General features: G+C 72.2%; 10 protein-coding genes. 6 read left to right on the forward strand and 4 right to left on the reverse strand.

What is annotated here, in order from left to right; genetic code table 11:
* Positions 1 to 351: 351 nt before the first annotated feature.
* From IEZ19_RS46295 to IEZ19_RS46320, 6 genes are all read left to right on the forward strand, one after another.
* A complete protein-coding gene (locus IEZ19_RS46295) occupies positions 352 to 804 on the forward strand; it encodes a protein kinase domain-containing protein (protein WP_229841622.1) in 453 nt (150 codons plus the stop codon).
* Positions 805 to 1,090: 286 nt separating this feature from the next.
* Entirely contained in the window at positions 1,091 to 3,613 is a 2,523-nt protein-coding gene (locus IEZ19_RS46300) for a DUF4132 domain-containing protein (RefSeq protein ID WP_189317398.1), read from the forward strand.
* Positions 3,613 to 4,005, forward strand: a complete 393-nt coding sequence (locus IEZ19_RS46305; protein ID WP_189317399.1) for a hypothetical protein — start codon at positions 3,613 to 3,615, stop codon at positions 4,003 to 4,005. Before IEZ19_RS46300 ends, IEZ19_RS46305 begins: the two co-directional genes overlap by 1 nt.
* Before the next feature lie 81 nt (positions 4,006 to 4,086).
* Positions 4,087 to 4,931 (forward strand): IS5 family transposase gene (locus IEZ19_RS46310; RefSeq protein WP_229841623.1). Its coding sequence is split into 2 segments (ribosomal slippage): positions 4,087 to 4,486 and positions 4,486 to 4,931, totalling 846 coding nucleotides; the frame shifts between segments, so codons are not numbered across the junction.
* Positions 4,876 to 5,079 carry a hypothetical protein gene (locus IEZ19_RS46315; protein ID WP_229841625.1) on the forward strand — a complete coding sequence of 68 codons (204 nt, stop codon included), beginning with the start codon at positions 4,876 to 4,878 and terminating at the stop codon, positions 5,077 to 5,079. The genes IEZ19_RS46310 and IEZ19_RS46315 overlap by 56 nt, the downstream gene beginning before the upstream one ends.
* A 126-nt stretch (positions 5,080 to 5,205) precedes the next feature.
* Positions 5,206 to 6,882, forward strand: a complete 1,677-nt coding sequence (locus tag IEZ19_RS46320; protein WP_189317404.1) for an SWIM zinc finger family protein — start codon at positions 5,206 to 5,208, stop codon at positions 6,880 to 6,882.
* 177 nt (positions 6,883 to 7,059) lie between these two features.
* Here the strand turns inward: IEZ19_RS46320 and IEZ19_RS46325 are convergent, their stop codons facing one another.
* Genes IEZ19_RS46325 through IEZ19_RS46340 form a run of 4 tightly spaced genes read right to left on the reverse strand, consistent with a single transcriptional unit; the run spans position 7,060 to position 15,297 of the window.
* Positions 7,060 to 8,322: a TIGR02679 family protein gene (locus IEZ19_RS46325; protein WP_189317400.1), complete on the reverse strand. Its 1,263-nt coding sequence runs from the start codon at positions 8,320 to 8,322 to the stop codon at positions 7,060 to 7,062.
* Positions 8,319 to 12,458, reverse strand: a complete 4,140-nt coding sequence (locus IEZ19_RS46330) for a TIGR02680 family protein (protein WP_189317401.1) — start codon at positions 12,456 to 12,458, stop codon at positions 8,319 to 8,321. The genes IEZ19_RS46325 and IEZ19_RS46330 overlap by 4 nt, the downstream gene beginning before the upstream one ends.
* The gene (locus IEZ19_RS46335; protein WP_189317402.1) at positions 12,455 to 13,711 is read right to left on the reverse strand and encodes a TIGR02678 family protein; all 1,257 of its coding nucleotides are present in this window, start codon (positions 13,709 to 13,711) and stop codon (positions 12,455 to 12,457) included. Before IEZ19_RS46335 ends, IEZ19_RS46330 begins: the two co-directional genes overlap by 4 nt.
* Entirely contained in the window at positions 13,708 to 15,297 is a 1,590-nt protein-coding gene (locus IEZ19_RS46340) for a TIGR02677 family protein (RefSeq protein ID WP_189317403.1), read from the reverse strand. The genes IEZ19_RS46335 and IEZ19_RS46340 overlap by 4 nt, the downstream gene beginning before the upstream one ends.
* Between the last annotated feature and the right edge of the window lie 1,210 nt (positions 15,298 to 16,507).

A 16,507-nucleotide genomic window follows, 5' to 3' on the forward strand; every position in this document is an offset into this window, starting at 1 on the left:
ATCACAATCTAACTGACGATGATCAATCGGGGTACCTAACAAAGCCCTACTAGTGCTGTGGCCGGGAAGGTTTGCCGGGAAGCTCGCGGCGTCCGGTGCGGTGCATCGCAAGGCGGAGCGTCACCCGCGTACTGGATGTACTCGGGTGATGCGACAACGCCGCGAGGTGCCGTGCCGGGCGTCGCGAGCCGGTGAACCTTTCCGGTCACAGCACTCTAGACGCACCCGGCAAACGACGCCGAGGTCGTCGAGGGTCTGGCCGAGGTCTTCCAGCAGATCGTCCAGGCCGGCTCGGCTGCCTGATCTCCCGCGCTCCGGGCCGATCACCGGCCCGCGCACGGTGACACAGTTGTGGGCCAGGACCGGGGCGTCCTGGCCCACAACTGTGTCGGCACGCGAAAGACAGCGGCGCGTGGCTTCCTGGCGGGCGGGGGCAGCGCGGCCGGTGAACTGCGTGCGCGTTTCCTGCGGGAGGCACGGATCACCGCGGCGCTCCAGCACCCTCACATCGTGGCCGTGCACGATCTCGGTGAGGCGGTCACCGTGGAGGGCAGCGCACCGTTCCTGGTGATGGAGTTCCTGCGGGGCCAAGGACTGGAGGCGGTCGTACGCCGCGGGGCGGTCATCGGGCAGGAGGCGGCCCGGTGGGGTGCGCAGATCTGCGACGCGCTGGCCGAAGCACACGCCAGCGGCATCCTGCACCGGGACATCATGCCGGCGAATGTGTTCGTCACGGCGTCCGGTGGGGGTGAAGGTACTCGACTTCGGGATCGCCCGAGCCGCGGGTCCCGCTGGGACCGTTGACCTGTTGACGCGCACCGGGGCAGTGGTGGGGACGGCCGCGTACACGGCGCCCGAGCAGGCCCGTGGGCGCCCGGAGGAACGCAGTGATCTGTACCCGGTGGGCTGTTTCCTGTTCTAACTGCTCACCGGCACACCGCCGTTCAGTGCTCCGGACGCGCTGGGACACCTCACCGCGCACCTCAACGCCGAGCCGGCCAGCGACGGCAGCCGGACCTTGTGATTCAACACAGGCGTGAGCAGCCTGCGGATTGACCGCGTTGTCAGTCCCCGCTGTCATCATCCCGCCATGCTGTACGAAGCCCTGGTGGCCGAATCCCGTAGGAACGACTCGCTCGACGACGTGAGGTCTGCCGCGCTCTGCAGCGCCCGCTGGCTCGTCGAGCTTCTGGAACGTCAGCGGACGGAGCCCCGGTGGGACGCCTCGGCGGCGTTGCGGGGAACGGACACACTCGAGCGGATTCAGGCGATACAAGCAGCGACCCAGGCCGAGATCGACGGGCGGCTTGCGGCCTGCTCGGAGGAGGAGGGGAGGGCGGCGGCCCTGTGCCTGATGCTGGCAGCCTGCTTCGACCACAGGAGCTTTTGGCAGTATGGCACCGAGATCGTGTCCCTGATCTCGCGGTTGCGCGGCTGGACGCCCGACGAGGTCGCGGTGATGCTGCTCCGGGCCACCGAGTACGACATGGGTTTCTGGTTCGCCGATGCGCTGGGGCTGGTGCTGAAGGCCGCCGAGCAGCTCGACGCCGACGGCTGCCGTGCGGTCATGCCCTGGCTGCGGCACGCGCACGCGGAGCTCATGGACACCGATGTGGCCGCACGCCAGCGCGGACAGCTCGCCAAGCGCCTGCGCGTACTGCTCGCGAGCGTGGAGGAGGCGTGCATACCCGACGGACTGATCCCCGCTTACGCTCCCTGGGCTGCACCGCTGAGGGACCGTGCGAGGACGTCGCCGACACCCCAACTGGCGGGCCTTCTGCGACACCTGGCGAGCCTGTCGGGCCCGCGTCCCGCGCAGAGGTGGCGGCGGACGTGCCTCGAACTGGCGGAGGTGGCGTCGGTGCAGGAGGTCCTGGCCGACGTCCTGCGGGCGCTGGCCGAGGGCGAGCCGCTGTGCAGCAGGGGAAGCGGTGCGCACACCGGCTGGATCGGAGGTGGTTACCACTACCACTACGTCGTCCACCAGAACGAGGGGGACCTGGCGCGCGGTGTCGTCTGGGCGGCCGCGCTGACCGGCGGCCCGGCCGCGGTGCGGCACCTCGGCGCGCTCGCTCTGCGGACCGGCGCGGCCGGAACCGGCGTGATCGAGGATCCCAAGCTCGCGGGCGCGGCGATCAACGCGCTGGCCGAGACCGGCGATCCGGCCTCCCTGGAGGCCCTGTGGCGGCTGCAGTCCCGGATCAAGCACCGGGCGCTGCGCAAGCAGCTCGACACCGCGCTGGTGACGGCGGCCGGGAAGCAGGGCATCACGGCGGAGCAGCTCATCGAGCGCAGCGTCCCGGACCACGGCCTGGCGCCGGACGGCTTGCTGGAACGGGAGCTGGGCGGACACCGGGTACGGGTGGCGATCGAGGACGCGGCGACCGTGCGGCTCACCTTCACGCGTCCCGACGGGGGGACGTCCCGTACGGCTCCGGCGGCTGTGAAGGAGGGCTTCCCGGACGAGCTGAGGGAGTTGAAGGATCTGGCCCAGGCGGTGCGGGGGACGCTGTCGGGAGAGCGGGCCCGCGTCGAGGCGTTGATGTCGGCCGGGCGCGAGTGGCCGTACGACGAGTGGTGCCGCTACTACCGCGACCACCCGGTCACCGGCGTTCTCGTCCGCGGCCTGATCTGGGAGTTCCGGAGCGTCGGGGATGCGGACGGCGAGTGGCGTGCGGTGGCACCGACGGCCGAGCCGCCCGGCGAGCCCGAGCGCGTCCGGTTGTGGCATCCGATCCGGGCGCAGGCGCACGACATCAGGGCGTGGCGGGAGCGGCTCGTCGCCGAGCGGCTGCGGCAGCCGTTCAAACAGGCCTTCCGGGAGATCTACCTGCTCACCCCGGCGGAGGAGGAGACCGGCGTCTACTCCAACCGGTTCGCCGCCCACATCGTCCACTACCGGCAGCTCTACGCGCTGTTCAAGGAACGCGGCTGGCAGGCCAACTTCCTCGGCCGCTACGACGGCGGCTACGACGGGCAGGCGCGGGCCGAGTTCGGTGACGGCCAGTGGCGGGCCTGCTTCCACCACGAGCCCGCAGCCGACGACGGCGGCGGCTACGCGCCCGAGCACGCCGCGACGGACCAGGTCCGCTTCGAGCGGCGGGACGGCCGGCGCTGGCGGGAGATTCCGCTGACGGAGATGCCCCCGCTGGTGTTCAGCGAGGCGATGCGCGACGTCGACCTGTTCGTGGGCGTGAGCTCGATCGCAGCCGACCCCGACTGGACCGACCGGGGCGAGGACCGCTACATCGGCTACTGGCGGACGGCCACGTTCGGCGCGCTGACGGCGAGCGCCGAGGTCCGCCGCGAAGCGCTGGAACGGATCCTGCCGCGCTTGAAGATCGCCGCCCGGTGCTCGCTCGAAGGCCGCTTCCTGCTGGTCCGTGGGGACCTGGGCACGTACAAGATCCATCTGGGCTCGGCCAACATCCTGATGGAACCGGACGACAGCTACCTGTGCATCGTCCCGTCACGGGGCTCGGGAGAGGGCAAGGTGTTCCTGCCGTTCGAGGACGCCCGGCTCTCCCTGATCCTCAGCAAGGCATTCCTGCTCGCGGCCGACACCGAGATCACCGACGAGTCCATTCTCATGCAGATCAAGCGAGGTGCTTGATGGCCACCGTGACGTTCCGGGACGAGACCGCGACGGGCAAGCCGCTCACCGAGTGGGAGGTCACCGGCGTCCCGGAACGGATGACCGTACGGGAGCTGATCAGGCTCCGGGTCAGCGAGGAGGTCGCCCGGCACAACGCCCGCCCGAGCAACCGCTTCAACGGGCTCGTCCGCCCTGACGACGCCGAGAGGGAGCTGAACGGCTACCGACTCCGCGAACCCCGCCGCATCGACTGGGAGCGCCAGGCCGAGATCGCCGAGCGCGCCTTCCTGGCGAACGGGTTCTTCATGCTGGCCGGCGATCGCCAGGTCGAGGACCTGGACCAAGTCGTGGATCTCACCGCCGATCCAGGCCTGGTCTTCATCAAGCTTGTCGCCCTTGTCGGCGGCTGAGAGACCGGCCCTTGGAGAGTTGCTGCCCCATGCCCAGCTACGAGGGCATGAATCGGCCACTACTAACAGAAGTGGTTGATCATGTGGCTGTTGGCTTGTCTGCTCGTTGGTGTGGTCGTGGGGAAGAGACAGTCACGGCCGTGGATCGTGTCGGATGAACTGTGGTCGCTCATCGAGCTGTTGCTGCCCGAGCCGGGGCCGAAGCTGGTCGAGGGACGGCCGCGGGTCCCGGACCGGCAGGCGTTGTGCGGGATCCTGTTCGTGCTGCACACCGGCATCCAGTGGGAGTACCTGCCCCAGGAGCTGGGCTTCGGTTCGGGCATGACCTGCTGGCGGCGTCTGGCCGCGTGGAACGAGGCCGGGGTATGGAACCAGCTGCCTGTGCTGCCTCTGAAGCGGCTGCGGTCGGCGAAGAAGCTGGACTGGTCGCGGGCGGTGATCGACTCTTCCCACGTGCGCGCGGCGCGCAGGGGCCCCAAAGCGGTCCCAGCCCGGTCGACCGTGCACGGCCGGGCAGCAAGCACCACGTCCTTGTCGACGGCCAGGGCATCCCGCTCGCGGTGTCGCTGACCGGCGGCATCCGCAACGACGTCACCCAGATGCTGCCCCTGCTCGACAAGGTCCCGGCGGTGGCCGGGGTCGTGGGCCGGCCACGACGGAGGCCGGATTCCCTGCTCGCCGATCGTGGCTACGACCACGACAAGTACCGGCGCCTGCTGTGGCAGCGCGGCATCCGCCCGGTCATCGCCGAACGCGGCCAGCCACACGGCACCGGCCTGGGCATCTTCCGATATGTCGTCGAAAGAACGATCGCCTGGCTGCACGGCTTCCGTCGCCTGCGCATCCGATGGGAGCGACGCGACGACATCCATGCACTTCGTCGGCTCCATCAAGTGGCTGGAGTCCCAGCCGTTCGGCCGGCGTGAATACGACGCCCTGGCTCGGGACGTACTCGCGGTGCCCGGTGCCGGGCGGGACACGCCGCTGGTCGCGGTGTCCCGCAGCGGTGTGGCCGGCAGTCTGCCACTTGCGGCCCACTGGGGACCTGAAGATCTGGTCCGCGCCTGGCAGTAGCGGAGAGACGGTGAGGCATGGGGCACATGGTCTTGGCGGTCGAGCTGCCGGACTTGTGGGCCTGCACCTCCTGGCAGCCCTAGGCTGGCGGACTGTCAAGTGCGCAACCTGGAGCAGGCGGAAACCATGGGCAATTTCACCGAGGCCGACCTCAAGGCGCTGGCCGGTGCCCGTTCCTTCGAACGTGGCCTGGGGTACCTCGACGCGGTGTCGGGAGTCGAGGTCGGTGACGGCTGGATCACCGCGACGGTTCACGGCACGGAACGGTACGAGGTGGAACTGACCTTGGATGGGCCCGGAGGGCCGGCCGGAGAATGCGGCTGCCCGTACGGCCTGGAGGGAAACTTCTGCAAGCACCTCGTCGCCCTCGGACTGAGGGTGCTCGCCCGGCGAGAGAGCCTTCCGCGGCAGCGGAAGGCGGCGCGGGAACACGCACAGGACCTCGACGGATGGCTGTCCGCCCTGTCCAAGGAAGAGTTGCTCGCTCTGCTGCGGGAACAGATCGACGAGGACCGGAAGTTGCGGCGGCGGCTGGAACTGCGGGCCGCGAGCGCCCGCGGGGACCTTGCCGCGGTCCGGGCCCGTATCCGCGATCTGCTCGACATCGGCCCCTTCGCGCAGTACGGGTACGTCGAGTACGCCGATGCCGGCACCTACGCCGACCAGGCCGGGCAGGCGGTGTCCGCGATCAGGGCGCTGACCGGCTCCGGCCGGGCCGCCGACGCGATCACCCTGGCGCGGGAGGCGCTGCGGCTGCTGGCCGAGGCGGTGGAGAGCGTCGACGACTCAGACGGCTGGCTCGGGCAGATCGGTGCAGACCTCGCCGATGCCCACCTCGACGCGTGCCGTGCGGCACGCCCCGACCCCGAGGAGCTTGCGCGCTGGCTGGTCGGCCATGCGCTCGGCGACATCGACGACGGCCTGACCGACATCGATCCGCTCGATTATGAGGACGTCCTCGGCGAAGAAGGAATGGCAGTCCTGCAGAAGTCGGCGGTCGAGGCATGGCGGGGCAACCGCACCGGCTGGGCCGAGAAGTACCTGATGGAACGCCTGGCCAAGGCCGGCGGCGATGTCGACGCGGTGATCGCCGTGCACGCGGCCGACCTCTCACCGAACGGCCACACCCACCTGGTCATCGCCCACGAGCTGGACACCGCCCGGCGCTCCGACGAGGCCCTGCGCTGGGCAGAACGCGGCATCCGGGAAACCCGGGACCTCGTCGCCGTCGACACCGCCCTCGTCGACTACCTCTGCGACCGCTACACCCAGGCGAACCGTCTGTCGGATGCCGTCGCCGTGCGCCGCGACCACTTCCGCGCCCGCCGCACCCTGGCCGCGTACCAGCAGCTGCGCGCCGCCGCGCAGGCCGCCGACTGCTGGCCGGCCGAGCGCGAGGGAGCCCTTGCCCTGCTGCGTGCCGACGCGGGCCGACGGCAACAGGGCTGGTACGGCGGCCCCGTCCTGGTCGACGCCCTGCTCGACGACAAGGACGTCGACGCCGCCTGGCAGGCCGCTGTCCAAACCGGCGCCCACGACCGGCAGTGGCTCACCCTCGCCGACCAGGCACGCGCCGGCCGTCCCGCCGACGCGCTCGGCGTCTACCTGCGCCTGGCCGAACCACTGACCAAGCAGACCGGCAACGCGGTCTACGAGCAGCTCGTCAGCCTGCTACTGAGCGTCCGAGACTGCCACCGCCGCCTGGGTACGCCGGACGAGTTCACCGCGTACGCGACGGCCCTGCGCACCGCCCAGAAACGCAAGCGGAACCTGATGCGCCTGATGGACGAACACGCTCTGTGAGGCCGGACGGTGTCTCGGGCCCCTGGACCTGAGCACCCTTGCCGGTCGGTGGCGGACTTGTGCCTGCCGTTCGGCCGGAGGCCCGATCGGTCGGTGGAAGCGTCGGTCATCCCGGTGCCCTTGCGCCCGGAGCGCAGGGTGGCACCGGTGACGTGTGGTCCCTCCGCCCGGGCGGTGTCATGGGGCGAGGTCGGCCAGGAGGTCGTCGAGGACGGTCTCCTCTTCGATGCGGACGCCGAGTTCGGAGAGCGTCGGGCCCAGGTTCGGATCCCACTCGGCCGTGGTGGGCGTGCCGGTCAGGGGCGGGGCCAGGGCGGTGGCGGTGGCCGCCCTGCGGTAATCGCCGGCGGTGTAGCGCCAGGGCCGCCACGGGACGCGGCGCAGCAGGGCGGTGGCGATGCGCAGACCGCCCCAGTCGAAGTCGCCGTGGTACAGCAGTGCCGACCCGTGGGCCTCGAGGTGGCGCAGCAGTCTGAGGGCGGCGGCCGAGGGCTGGCCCTGGAGGCAGACCAGGGGCGGGCAGACGGGGCCGTGGGTGTCCGCCGCAGTCGCGAGGACTGTGGGGTTTTCGCAGATGTACACCACGGTGGGTGCCGTGCGTGGTGGGGTACGGGTGAGCTGGCGCAGGGTCAGGACGGTCGGTTCTCCCCGGTCGGCCGTCCAGTCGAGGGCGGGGGTGCCGCGTAGGCCCAGGGTGAGGACGGTGGAGGACAGGGCGTCCTTGAGGAGACCTGCGGACGCCCATGCCTCGCGGCGCCACTCGGCTCCGCTGCCGTCCGGGAAGCCGGCCAGGGCGCGGACGCCGGACAGGACGAGGGTGGCGAGTGGGGTGCCGTCGTCGAGGGCGTGGGCGTCGCCGAGCACGCGGGCGGCGAAGGCGGGGAGGGACAGAGCCGGGTCGGCCGGCAGGCCGCGAAGGGCCTGGGCGGCGTCGCCGAGCAGAGTATGGGCCGCGTGCGGCGTGCGGGCGAGCCGGCGTATGCGGCCGTCTTGGCGCAACCGGTCGGCCCAGTCGGCCAGTTCGGGTCGGACCGTGCGGATCAGGTTGTCGAGTGGGGCGTACGCGTCCCGCCAGGCGTTCACCTCCTGCTCGCGCACCTCGGCGAGCCGGGGGACGGGGCCGGTGAGCGCGGTGACGGCGGCGGCCAGGCCGTCGGGGCTGACGCCGGAGCGGCGCAGGACGGCGTCCACCGTGTCGAGACGCATGCTCAGCGAGCGGCCGGCGCCCGGGGCGCGGCCCAGCAGGCGTTCGGCGGCGGCCCGCTCGGCGGCGGTGGGGGCGGCCAGGGTGACCGGGCCGGTGAGGGGCTCGTCCCGTTCCATACGGCGGCGGCACCGGTCCACCAGCCAGGCGAGTTCGGGGCCGCCGAGGAGGCGGAACAGGCGCTGTTGGTCGATGTGTGCCAGGGGCCGTCGGGGCGTGCCCGTGTTCTCGGTCATGACCACAGGGTGTCCCGGCCGTCGGGGCCGGCCGTCGGGGCGGCTGCGTTCGCCTGCGTGGGGAGGAGAGACGACAGCCCTTGGCGCGGTTCGATGCCCCGTACCCGTTCGGTACCGTCCCACTCCCAGCGGGTCACCAGGACGGCCGGGATCTCGTCGACGCGGGAGAGCTGGGCGATGGCGATGCCGGGGACCTGGGGGTAGCAGGCCCATTCGCGCTCGCTGGTCATCACCACGTCGAGGTCGAAGGCGTGCAGAAGGCCGAGACACTTGGCGCGGGAGTCGTCGTCGACGCCGGCGAAGGCCTCGTCCAGGGTGACCAGGCGCGGGGCGTTGGGGGCGGCCGTGGCGTAATGCGACGAGGCCGCTGCGAACAGCGGTACGGACACGGCCAGGACCCGTTCGCCGCCGGAGGCGGGACCGGTGGCCGGGACCCACTTGCCGTGCTGGTGGCGTTCGATACCGAACTCGTGCCAGGTGCGGTAGTCGAGCGCCTGGATGAGCACCTCCAGCCAGCTGCCGGCCGTGTCGTCGCTCTGCCGGCGGGCGATCTGGGTCTGAAGGAACTCGCCGACCGCTGCCCGGTCCTCGGGTGTCCAGGCGTCGGCGGACTGACGAAGGCGTTCGCGCGCCTGGGCCAGTCCGGGCGGCGCCTTGCGCGAGGGGCGCCAGACCAGGCGCAGCTTCATGCCGGTGGAGGTGGGCCGCTCTTCGAGTTCGGCGTTCATGGCGTTCACCTGGCGCTCTGCGGTGCCGATCAGTTCCTGCAGGGTGCCGGCGACCTCGGTCAGCAGGTGGGTTTCGAGGATCTCGCGTTCGTGTGCGGACAGGATGCGCGTCAGCTCGGCCACTTCCGCGGTGAGGGCTTCGGCCAGCTCGGGGACGGCCCGCTCACGGCCCTGGTAGACGATGTCGACGACCATGCCGTCCTCGACCATGCGGGCGGTGGCGGTGTGACCGCCGCGGGAGAGCGCGTCCTGGAGTTTCTTGTACTCCTCGCTGAGCCGCTTCTGCACGCGCTCCCAGGCACCGTCGGAGTCGTCGGTGCCCGACAGCTCGGCCTCGATGGCGCGGGCGAGCGCCACGGCCGGGGTGGCCGCCCATGGTCCGCCGTCCAGCGGCGGCACGGCCGCCGCGGGCAGGGCGACGGCGAGCAGTCCGGTGGCCGCGAACCGCTGAAGCGCGGCAATGGACTCGGCGCGGGCCGCGGTCGCCTCCCGCACGTCCACCTCCAGCCGCTCGATGTGCCCCTGGGCCAGATGAGCGCGCCGATCGGCAGCAGTGTGGTCCTCGCCCGCCCGGCGCTGGTCACGGTTGCACGCTGCCAGGGCATCGGCGGTCTCGGCCAGGCGCCGCTCCAGCTCCGCGACGGCGGCGCCCACGGTGGAGCGCAGGGTGGTGTGGCGCTCGTCGGCGGCGGCCGCGAGACGAGCCGACTCCTCGGCCCGTACGGCCAGTTCCGCCACCCGGGTGCCGGCTCGCCCGGCTTCCGTGCGCTCGTCGGCAAGCGCCCTCATCGCATCGGCGCGCTCGCGTAGTGCGGGCCACAGGGCGGCGAGGACGGCGGTGTAGTCGGCCAGGGCCTGGCGGACGGCGGTGAGCCCCACCCGGTCGGCCGGCAGGTTCACGGCGGCGGCCACCTCGGCAAGTTCCGTGGCAGTCTCGGCTTCCCTCCTGGTCGCCTCAGCCAGTTCGGCGGAGCGTTCGTCGCGACGGGTGCGGGCCCGGTGGGCGGCGTCCGCCGCCGCGGCGGCGAGCGCGTGCGCGTGGCGCAGGGCGGAGTCGTCGGGGACGGCGGCCAGCTCGGCGTCCAGGGTTCGGCGGCGCCGGGCCACCGTGGCGTGTTCGGTTTCGAGGCGGGCCATGTCGTTCGCCAGGGCGTCGAGTTCGCCGCGCAGGGCGGCGATCCGGGCCCGGCGCGCCTCCTCACGGGCACCCTCGCCGACGTATGCGGCCGCTTCCTTCGACCAGCTGCCGGTCAGCGCGCCGACGCGGAAGCGGCCGTCCGCCGCCACCCAGGTGTCGCCGCCCGAGCCGAGGCCCACGGCCGCCAGGAGGCGGGCCACCGTCTTCTCGCCCACCGCCGCAGCCCGGGGTACCCCCTCTGGGGAAGCGTCGCCGTGATCGACGGCCGGCCGCAGCACGTCCGCGAGCGTCGCCCCGGCGAGCGAGGCGGTGGACGACAGCGGGGACAGCAGGACGTCGTGCCCGTCCGTGTGCACGGCGGAGCCGTCCGGACGCACCCAGGCGTCCAGGAGTCCGGATGCCTCCAACGCGGCCTCCAGGCCCGCCCGTTCACCGGCGTCGACGTGCTCGCGGAAGTCGACCAGTTGCCACAGGGGCGCCCCCGGGGCCTGCTCGCGCACGCCGGGCGTACGGGTGTGGGGCGTCGCGGGTCCGCGCTGGCCGCCCGCCTCCAGCTCGGCCAGCTCCCGTTCGGCCTCGGTGCGCCGGTCCTCGAGTCCGGCCAGCTCCCGCCCGAGGACGGCGGCCCGGTCGGCCAGCTGCGCCGCCCGCACCCGATGGGCCTCACCGGCCTGTTCTCGTGCTGCATACGAGCCCTGAAGGTGGGTCACCCAGTCCTGCAGGCCGTCCAGGAGCCCGGTGCGGTCGGGGACGGCCAGCTCCTCGCAGGCGTCCAGGTGCGTGCGTACGAGGGCGACGAGTTCCCGGCCCGCATCGGCGGCCCTCTCCTCGGCCTCGGCCTGCCGCTCGGCGGTGTGGCCGACCTCGGTCTGCGCTTCGTCCAGGTGCCGGGCGGCGGCTCTCCGTTCGGTCTGCTCCGCCTCGGCGCGTGCCGTCAGCTCCTCCACGTGCTCGATGGTGCGCCGCCTGCGGGCCACGGACTCCTCGGCCGCACGTCGCAGTTCGGACTCCGGCGCGCCCTCGGCACGCAGCTCGCTGTCGAGACGGGCCGCCGAAGCCGCCTCCCGCTCGCGGGTGAGCAGGTCCGTGACCTGCCGCTCGGCCGCCGCGAGCCGTCCCGCGGCCGCCTCGACGCGGCCGAGTGCCCGGGTGTGCGCCTCGGCCGCCTGCTCCCGGTCGGCCTCGGCCCGGGCCAGCTCCTGCGCGGTGCGGCGGGCGTCGGCCGCCGCCTGTTCCAGCTCCCGGGCGCTGCGCATCTCCGGGCCCTCGCGCAGGGCCGCCTCCTGTGCCTTCAGCCGCGTGGAGGTTTCCTCGAGCTCCGCGATCCGCTCGGCGCCCGCCGCCCGGTCCTGCTCGGCCTCGACCTGCTCGGCGCGGGCCTGGGCCAGGTCGCGGTGCAGTTGCTCGTAGCGGGCGTGCTCGCTGCGGGGCAGTCGGGCCCGGCGCCGGGTGGCGACGCGGGCGTAGCGGCGGTAGTACTCCAGGAACGCGGAGGCGGCCCGCTCCGCCTCGGCGGCCGCCCGCAGCTCCTCCTTCTCCTCGTCGAGGGACCGGAAGGCCTCGGCGACGTCGGCGATCACGGCCTGGTCCATCGGCGGCAGCGCCTCGGTCAGCGCGCGGGAGAGCGCCGCCTCGTTGGGCCGTTTCGACAACTGGGGCTGGCGCAGCTGGATGAGCAGGTCCACCAGGGCGGTGTAGCGACGCTCGCCCAGCCCGAACAAGGTTTCGTCGACCGCCCTGCGGTACACCTTCGCCTGGTCGTACACCATGCCGCGCCCGGCGACGGCCTCCGCGAGCCGGTCCCGCGACAGCGCCGTACCAGTCGCGTCCAGCAGGCTGAGCTCCTCGCCGATCCGCTGGTCGGTGACCGCGTACCAGTGGCGGGCGATGCCCCGCCCCGCCACCGCCTTCAGCCCGCAGGCGAGCGTGCGGAAGTGGGCCTGCCCGCTGTCCTCGTCGCGGCGGCCGAACTCGATCCAGGCGTAGCCGAGCCGCTCGGGATGCGGGTGCTCTCCGCCGAGCAGCAGGTTCCACTCCATCCGCTTGCCCGGGTCGGCGTCGGGCTCCACGCGGCGCGCGGACAGGTCGCCGTCCAGCAGGAAGGGCAGCGTGAGGGCGAGGACCTTGGACTTGCCGGTGCCGTTGTTGCCGCGCAGCAGCAGCCGGCCGTCGCGGAACCAGAACTCCTCGGTGTCGTAGTAGAACAGGTCCACCAGGCCGATGCGCAGCGGTCGCCACCGGCCGGGCGTGGGGACGGGCAGGGCGGTCACGACGCGCGTGCCTTTCGCTGAGAGGTACGGGAGGTAAGGGAGGTGCGGGAGGCCGGGCCACCCGGTTCCACCACGACGGTCTCACCGACCGCGTACCGCGCGAGCGCCGGCAGCGGGACCACGCCCCCAGGAGTGCGGGTCGCCAGGCCGAGCGCGGTGAGCCTGTCCAGCGCCTGCTCGACCAACTCCCCCTCCGCGCCGGACTGCTTGGCACTCTTGGACCAGAACCCGCCGTGCTCGACGGCCAGTTCCCGCACCCGCGCCTCCAGCACGCCGCGGCTCACCTCGCCGCCCGCGGACGCGAGGTGCTCCGCGAGCAGCAGCGTGACGTGCCCGTGGGTGCCCTGTTCCGGCATCCGTACGTCGGTGAGGTCGTCCAGGGGGTCGACCATGGCGATGCCCTCGGCTCGCACCTCGGGGACCAGGCCCGTCAGTTCGCCGATACGTGCGGTGATGAAGGCGCGCTGGCGGGTCAGGTAGACCAGCTCCTCGTCGGTCAGCCCGTCGTAGTACAGCACCGGGTCGTCCAGCAGCCGGCGGGTCAGCTTCTGGCGGATCGCGCGGAACCGAAGCTCCTCGCTGTCCAGGGCGGTCTCCGTGGTCAGCTCGGCCAATCGTTCCTCGAAGCCCTCGGCGGTGATCAACGACGGGCCGTGGCGGGCGGCGAGCAGCCCAGCCAGGACGCGGCGCTCCACGTCGTACAGCACGTCGCCCGCCCCGCTGACGTACGCCTCCTCGTCCCCCGCCACCCGCCGCAGCACCCCGTACCGCAGCAGCAGCCGTACCACAGCGGCAAGGTCCAGCCGCTCGTCACGCCGTTCCAGAGTGAACTCCAGCCCGGCAGCAGCCAGGTGGGGATCGGCCGCCTCCAGGACCACCTGCTCGGCGAGCCGGCCGAGGGCGATCTGCGCCTCCCCGCGCTCCAGCGCGGCCAGAGCCAGGCACAGCAGCACATAGCGGCGTCGGGTGAACGACGCCCGGGCGCGGGACGCCTCGCGCGCAGGATGGGTGGGGTCGGCCGACGTGCCGGGCGTCTTGCGCAGCCGGGCGGCCTCCGCGTCCACCCGCAGCGACCAACCGGTGTTGCGGTCGAACCAGTCGCCCAGCTCGGCGGCATGCTGCCGGACCAGGCGGAACTCGTCCGCGTACGGTCCCTGGGCGAGCAGCAGCGGTTCCTTCAGCAGGGCACGTGCGGCCTTCTGGAACTCGGCCGCACGCCGGCCGTCCAGAACCTCGCCCAGGGGCGTGGTCATGAGACCTCCTGTGTCAGGGCGCCGTCCGTCCGGATCTGACCGGTCCGGGTGAGGTCTGTGATCTCTACCGTGTGGTCCGGGCCGCGGAACACCCCGCCCGGCGTGCGGATCTCGGCCGTCGTACCGTCCTCCAGCGCCGTGAGACGGATCTCCATCGAGCCGTCGTTGCTGGTCGCCACCGTCGTCGTCATACCGGGCCGCCAGGTGGCCAGGGCATCGCCGAGCAGCCGCAGGAACAGGCCGAAGGCGAGTGGGTCGAGCTCCCCGAGCGCGGACAGCCGTGTGCTGCCGTGCGTGGTCAGCCGGGCGCGGGCCGCCGCGATCTCCTCTGCCTGACGCGCGGCGATCTCCGCCAGCCGCCGCCGCTGTTCGGACCGGTCCTCCACCTTGCGCGCCCTGCCGCGCCGCTCGTAGCTGCCGGTGCGGCGCAGCTGCGGGCTGATCCGCAAGGGCTCCGCCTCGGCCCACGGGGTGGACGCGGCCACCGGACGGGCCGCGCGCTCAGCCAGCGTGTCGGCGTCGACGGTGAGATGTCGCGCGGGGTAGAGGCCGAAGGCAGCACGCCACAACCGGTGCCGCGCCCCGTCGTCCGGCGCCTCGGCGAACCAGCGGGCCAGGGTGCGAAAGTCGGCGGACCGGTCCGAGCGCCCGGCCCGTCGCTCGTTCAACTGCCGTACGACGGCCAGAAGCTGAGGAATCGCTCCCAGCGCGCGGCCGCGCAGCAGGCGGGCCTGCGACTCACGCCCGTCCGCGGACACGAACCAGGCGGACAGCCCCGCCCAGCGTCCCGCCCACCGCGCGTAGCCTTGTGCCTCTGCGCTTTCGGCCTCCTCCGGCGCGGCGTCGGCCGCCTCCCGGGCCGCCGCCAGCCGCAGCAGCAGGCCGGCCCGGCCCTGCTCCTCCAACTCGCCGATGAGCAGGGCGATCCGCCCGCCCAGGGTGATCAGGTCCTGGATGAATCGCTCCAGGTACTGGATCAACCGGTCCTTGTAGGCGAGAAACACCTCGACCTCCACGCCGTGCAGGTCGATGGTGCGCTGCAGCGACCCCATGAACGCCCGAGCGTTCTCCGCCAGCGCCTCGAACCGGCTCGTCAGCGCGGACAGCGCCAGATGCGCTTTGGCCGCGTCCGGCTCCTCCTCGGCGGCGATCACCAGCAGGGCCCGCAACTGCGTGACGATGTCGTACAGGGCCACGGCCTGCAGGGCGCCGCGCCGCCCCAGCGCCTCGTCGTACACCGACAGGGCCTGCTCGGTGGCCTCGCCGGCCTGCGTGAGCTGGTAGATGAAGCGTTTGCGGTAGAAGTCCTCGACCGCGGTGACCCGCGAGGTGTCCGGGTCCGCCCGCAGGTTGCCCCACTCGACGAGGCTGTCCAGTGCCTTGACCACGGTGTCCAGGTCGGCGGGCCGGTGCTCCGACGGCAGCGCCGCGTGCACGTCCTCGGGCCGCAGGTGCACCGCGAACCGTTCCTTGGCCGCCAGGAACGTGATCATCACCTGACGGTAGAGGGGGGCGTTGGGCACAGTCAGGTGCGCGAAGGGGGTGTACCCGGCTCGGTCCGGCTCGGAAGGCTGCTGCGACGTCATCGTTCCGGCATTCTCCCCGACGCATGCGCCAACCTGGGAACCATGGCCAGATCCTTACAGTGAGTTACTCGTTCGGTCGCCACGCGAGCGCGGGCGCAGGCTCCTAGGACGACGCTTGATGAACGCAACGTAACCACATGGCGTTGAAGAGAACGACTGGAACAGTCGACGAGGAGTACCTGCAGATCATCAAGGAGGCGGCGGGCGAGGCCGTGCAGAGTCGGAGTACTTCCGGGAGTCGTTCCGTCTCGCCGCGTTGCGGGCCCGCCGCTGGTCCGGGGACTGGGACATCCCGGAAATCGGCTTCGGGGGACCGGCGACCGGGGGCGATGTGCGCGCTGCTGCGCAGGAGGGGGACCATCGCAGGTACAGCAGCCCCTGTAGTGCTGCCTGACCGTAACGGGGACACCTCCGGCCCGGTGGCGGAGTTCCACATCGACGACCCCGAGCCCACGGCGGCGCGCAGGCTCGAGAAGAGGCGGTCAACGCTTGTCCCGTTGCCCAACCCTGCGGCGTGCGCCGCTGTGATCAACGGTCGGGGTCGCAGGTCCGAGTGCCCGGCGGGGGACACGGAACACGGGCACAGGGAAAACCAATGGCCGGGGGTGGGCAACTGGTGATCCAGTCCGTTGTCCGGCTGAACCGGTCGCGCTGCGGTCGGCCGTAAGGGCTCGGGTGCGGGGTGGCGCTGCCCCTCGACGCGGAGACCCTCGATGTGCTGGGCGCCGTTGATCCGACCGCCTGGCACCTCGTTCCGCTGCCCGCGCCGCATGCCACGGCCGTATCCACGGCTCCCCGGCTCCAGGACATCGTCCGCGCGGCCCTCCTGGAACGCGCCCGGGACCAGGTGGCCGCGGAACTGTCCCTGCCTGCCCGCGCGGCACAACAGCGCCGCTGCGGGACCTCGCCGTCGAGGAGGATGTGCTGTCGGGAGTGCTTGACGAGGCGGACATCGCCTGCCTGGCCGGCGTGCCGCACACCTTCCCCGCCGTGGCGCGGGATCCCCGCGGCCGTTGGCGACAGGTCCTCGCGGATTCCGGCGCCCAGTCTCGATCCGGCGATTGTGCCGGTCGCCTGGCGTCGCGCACCCCCCTGTGACGCGCCTGTGACAGTCGGCGGACACGGCCATGACGTCCGGCGAGCAATCTGAAGAAACAAGGGCAAATCGCCCTAAACGGTCAGACCCCTCGCCGGAGGACAGCACCATGAG

It is taken from the genome of Streptomyces brasiliensis (genome assembly GCF_014647875.1).
Lineage (GTDB): Bacteria > Actinomycetota > Actinomycetes > Streptomycetales > Streptomycetaceae > Streptomyces > Streptomyces brasiliensis.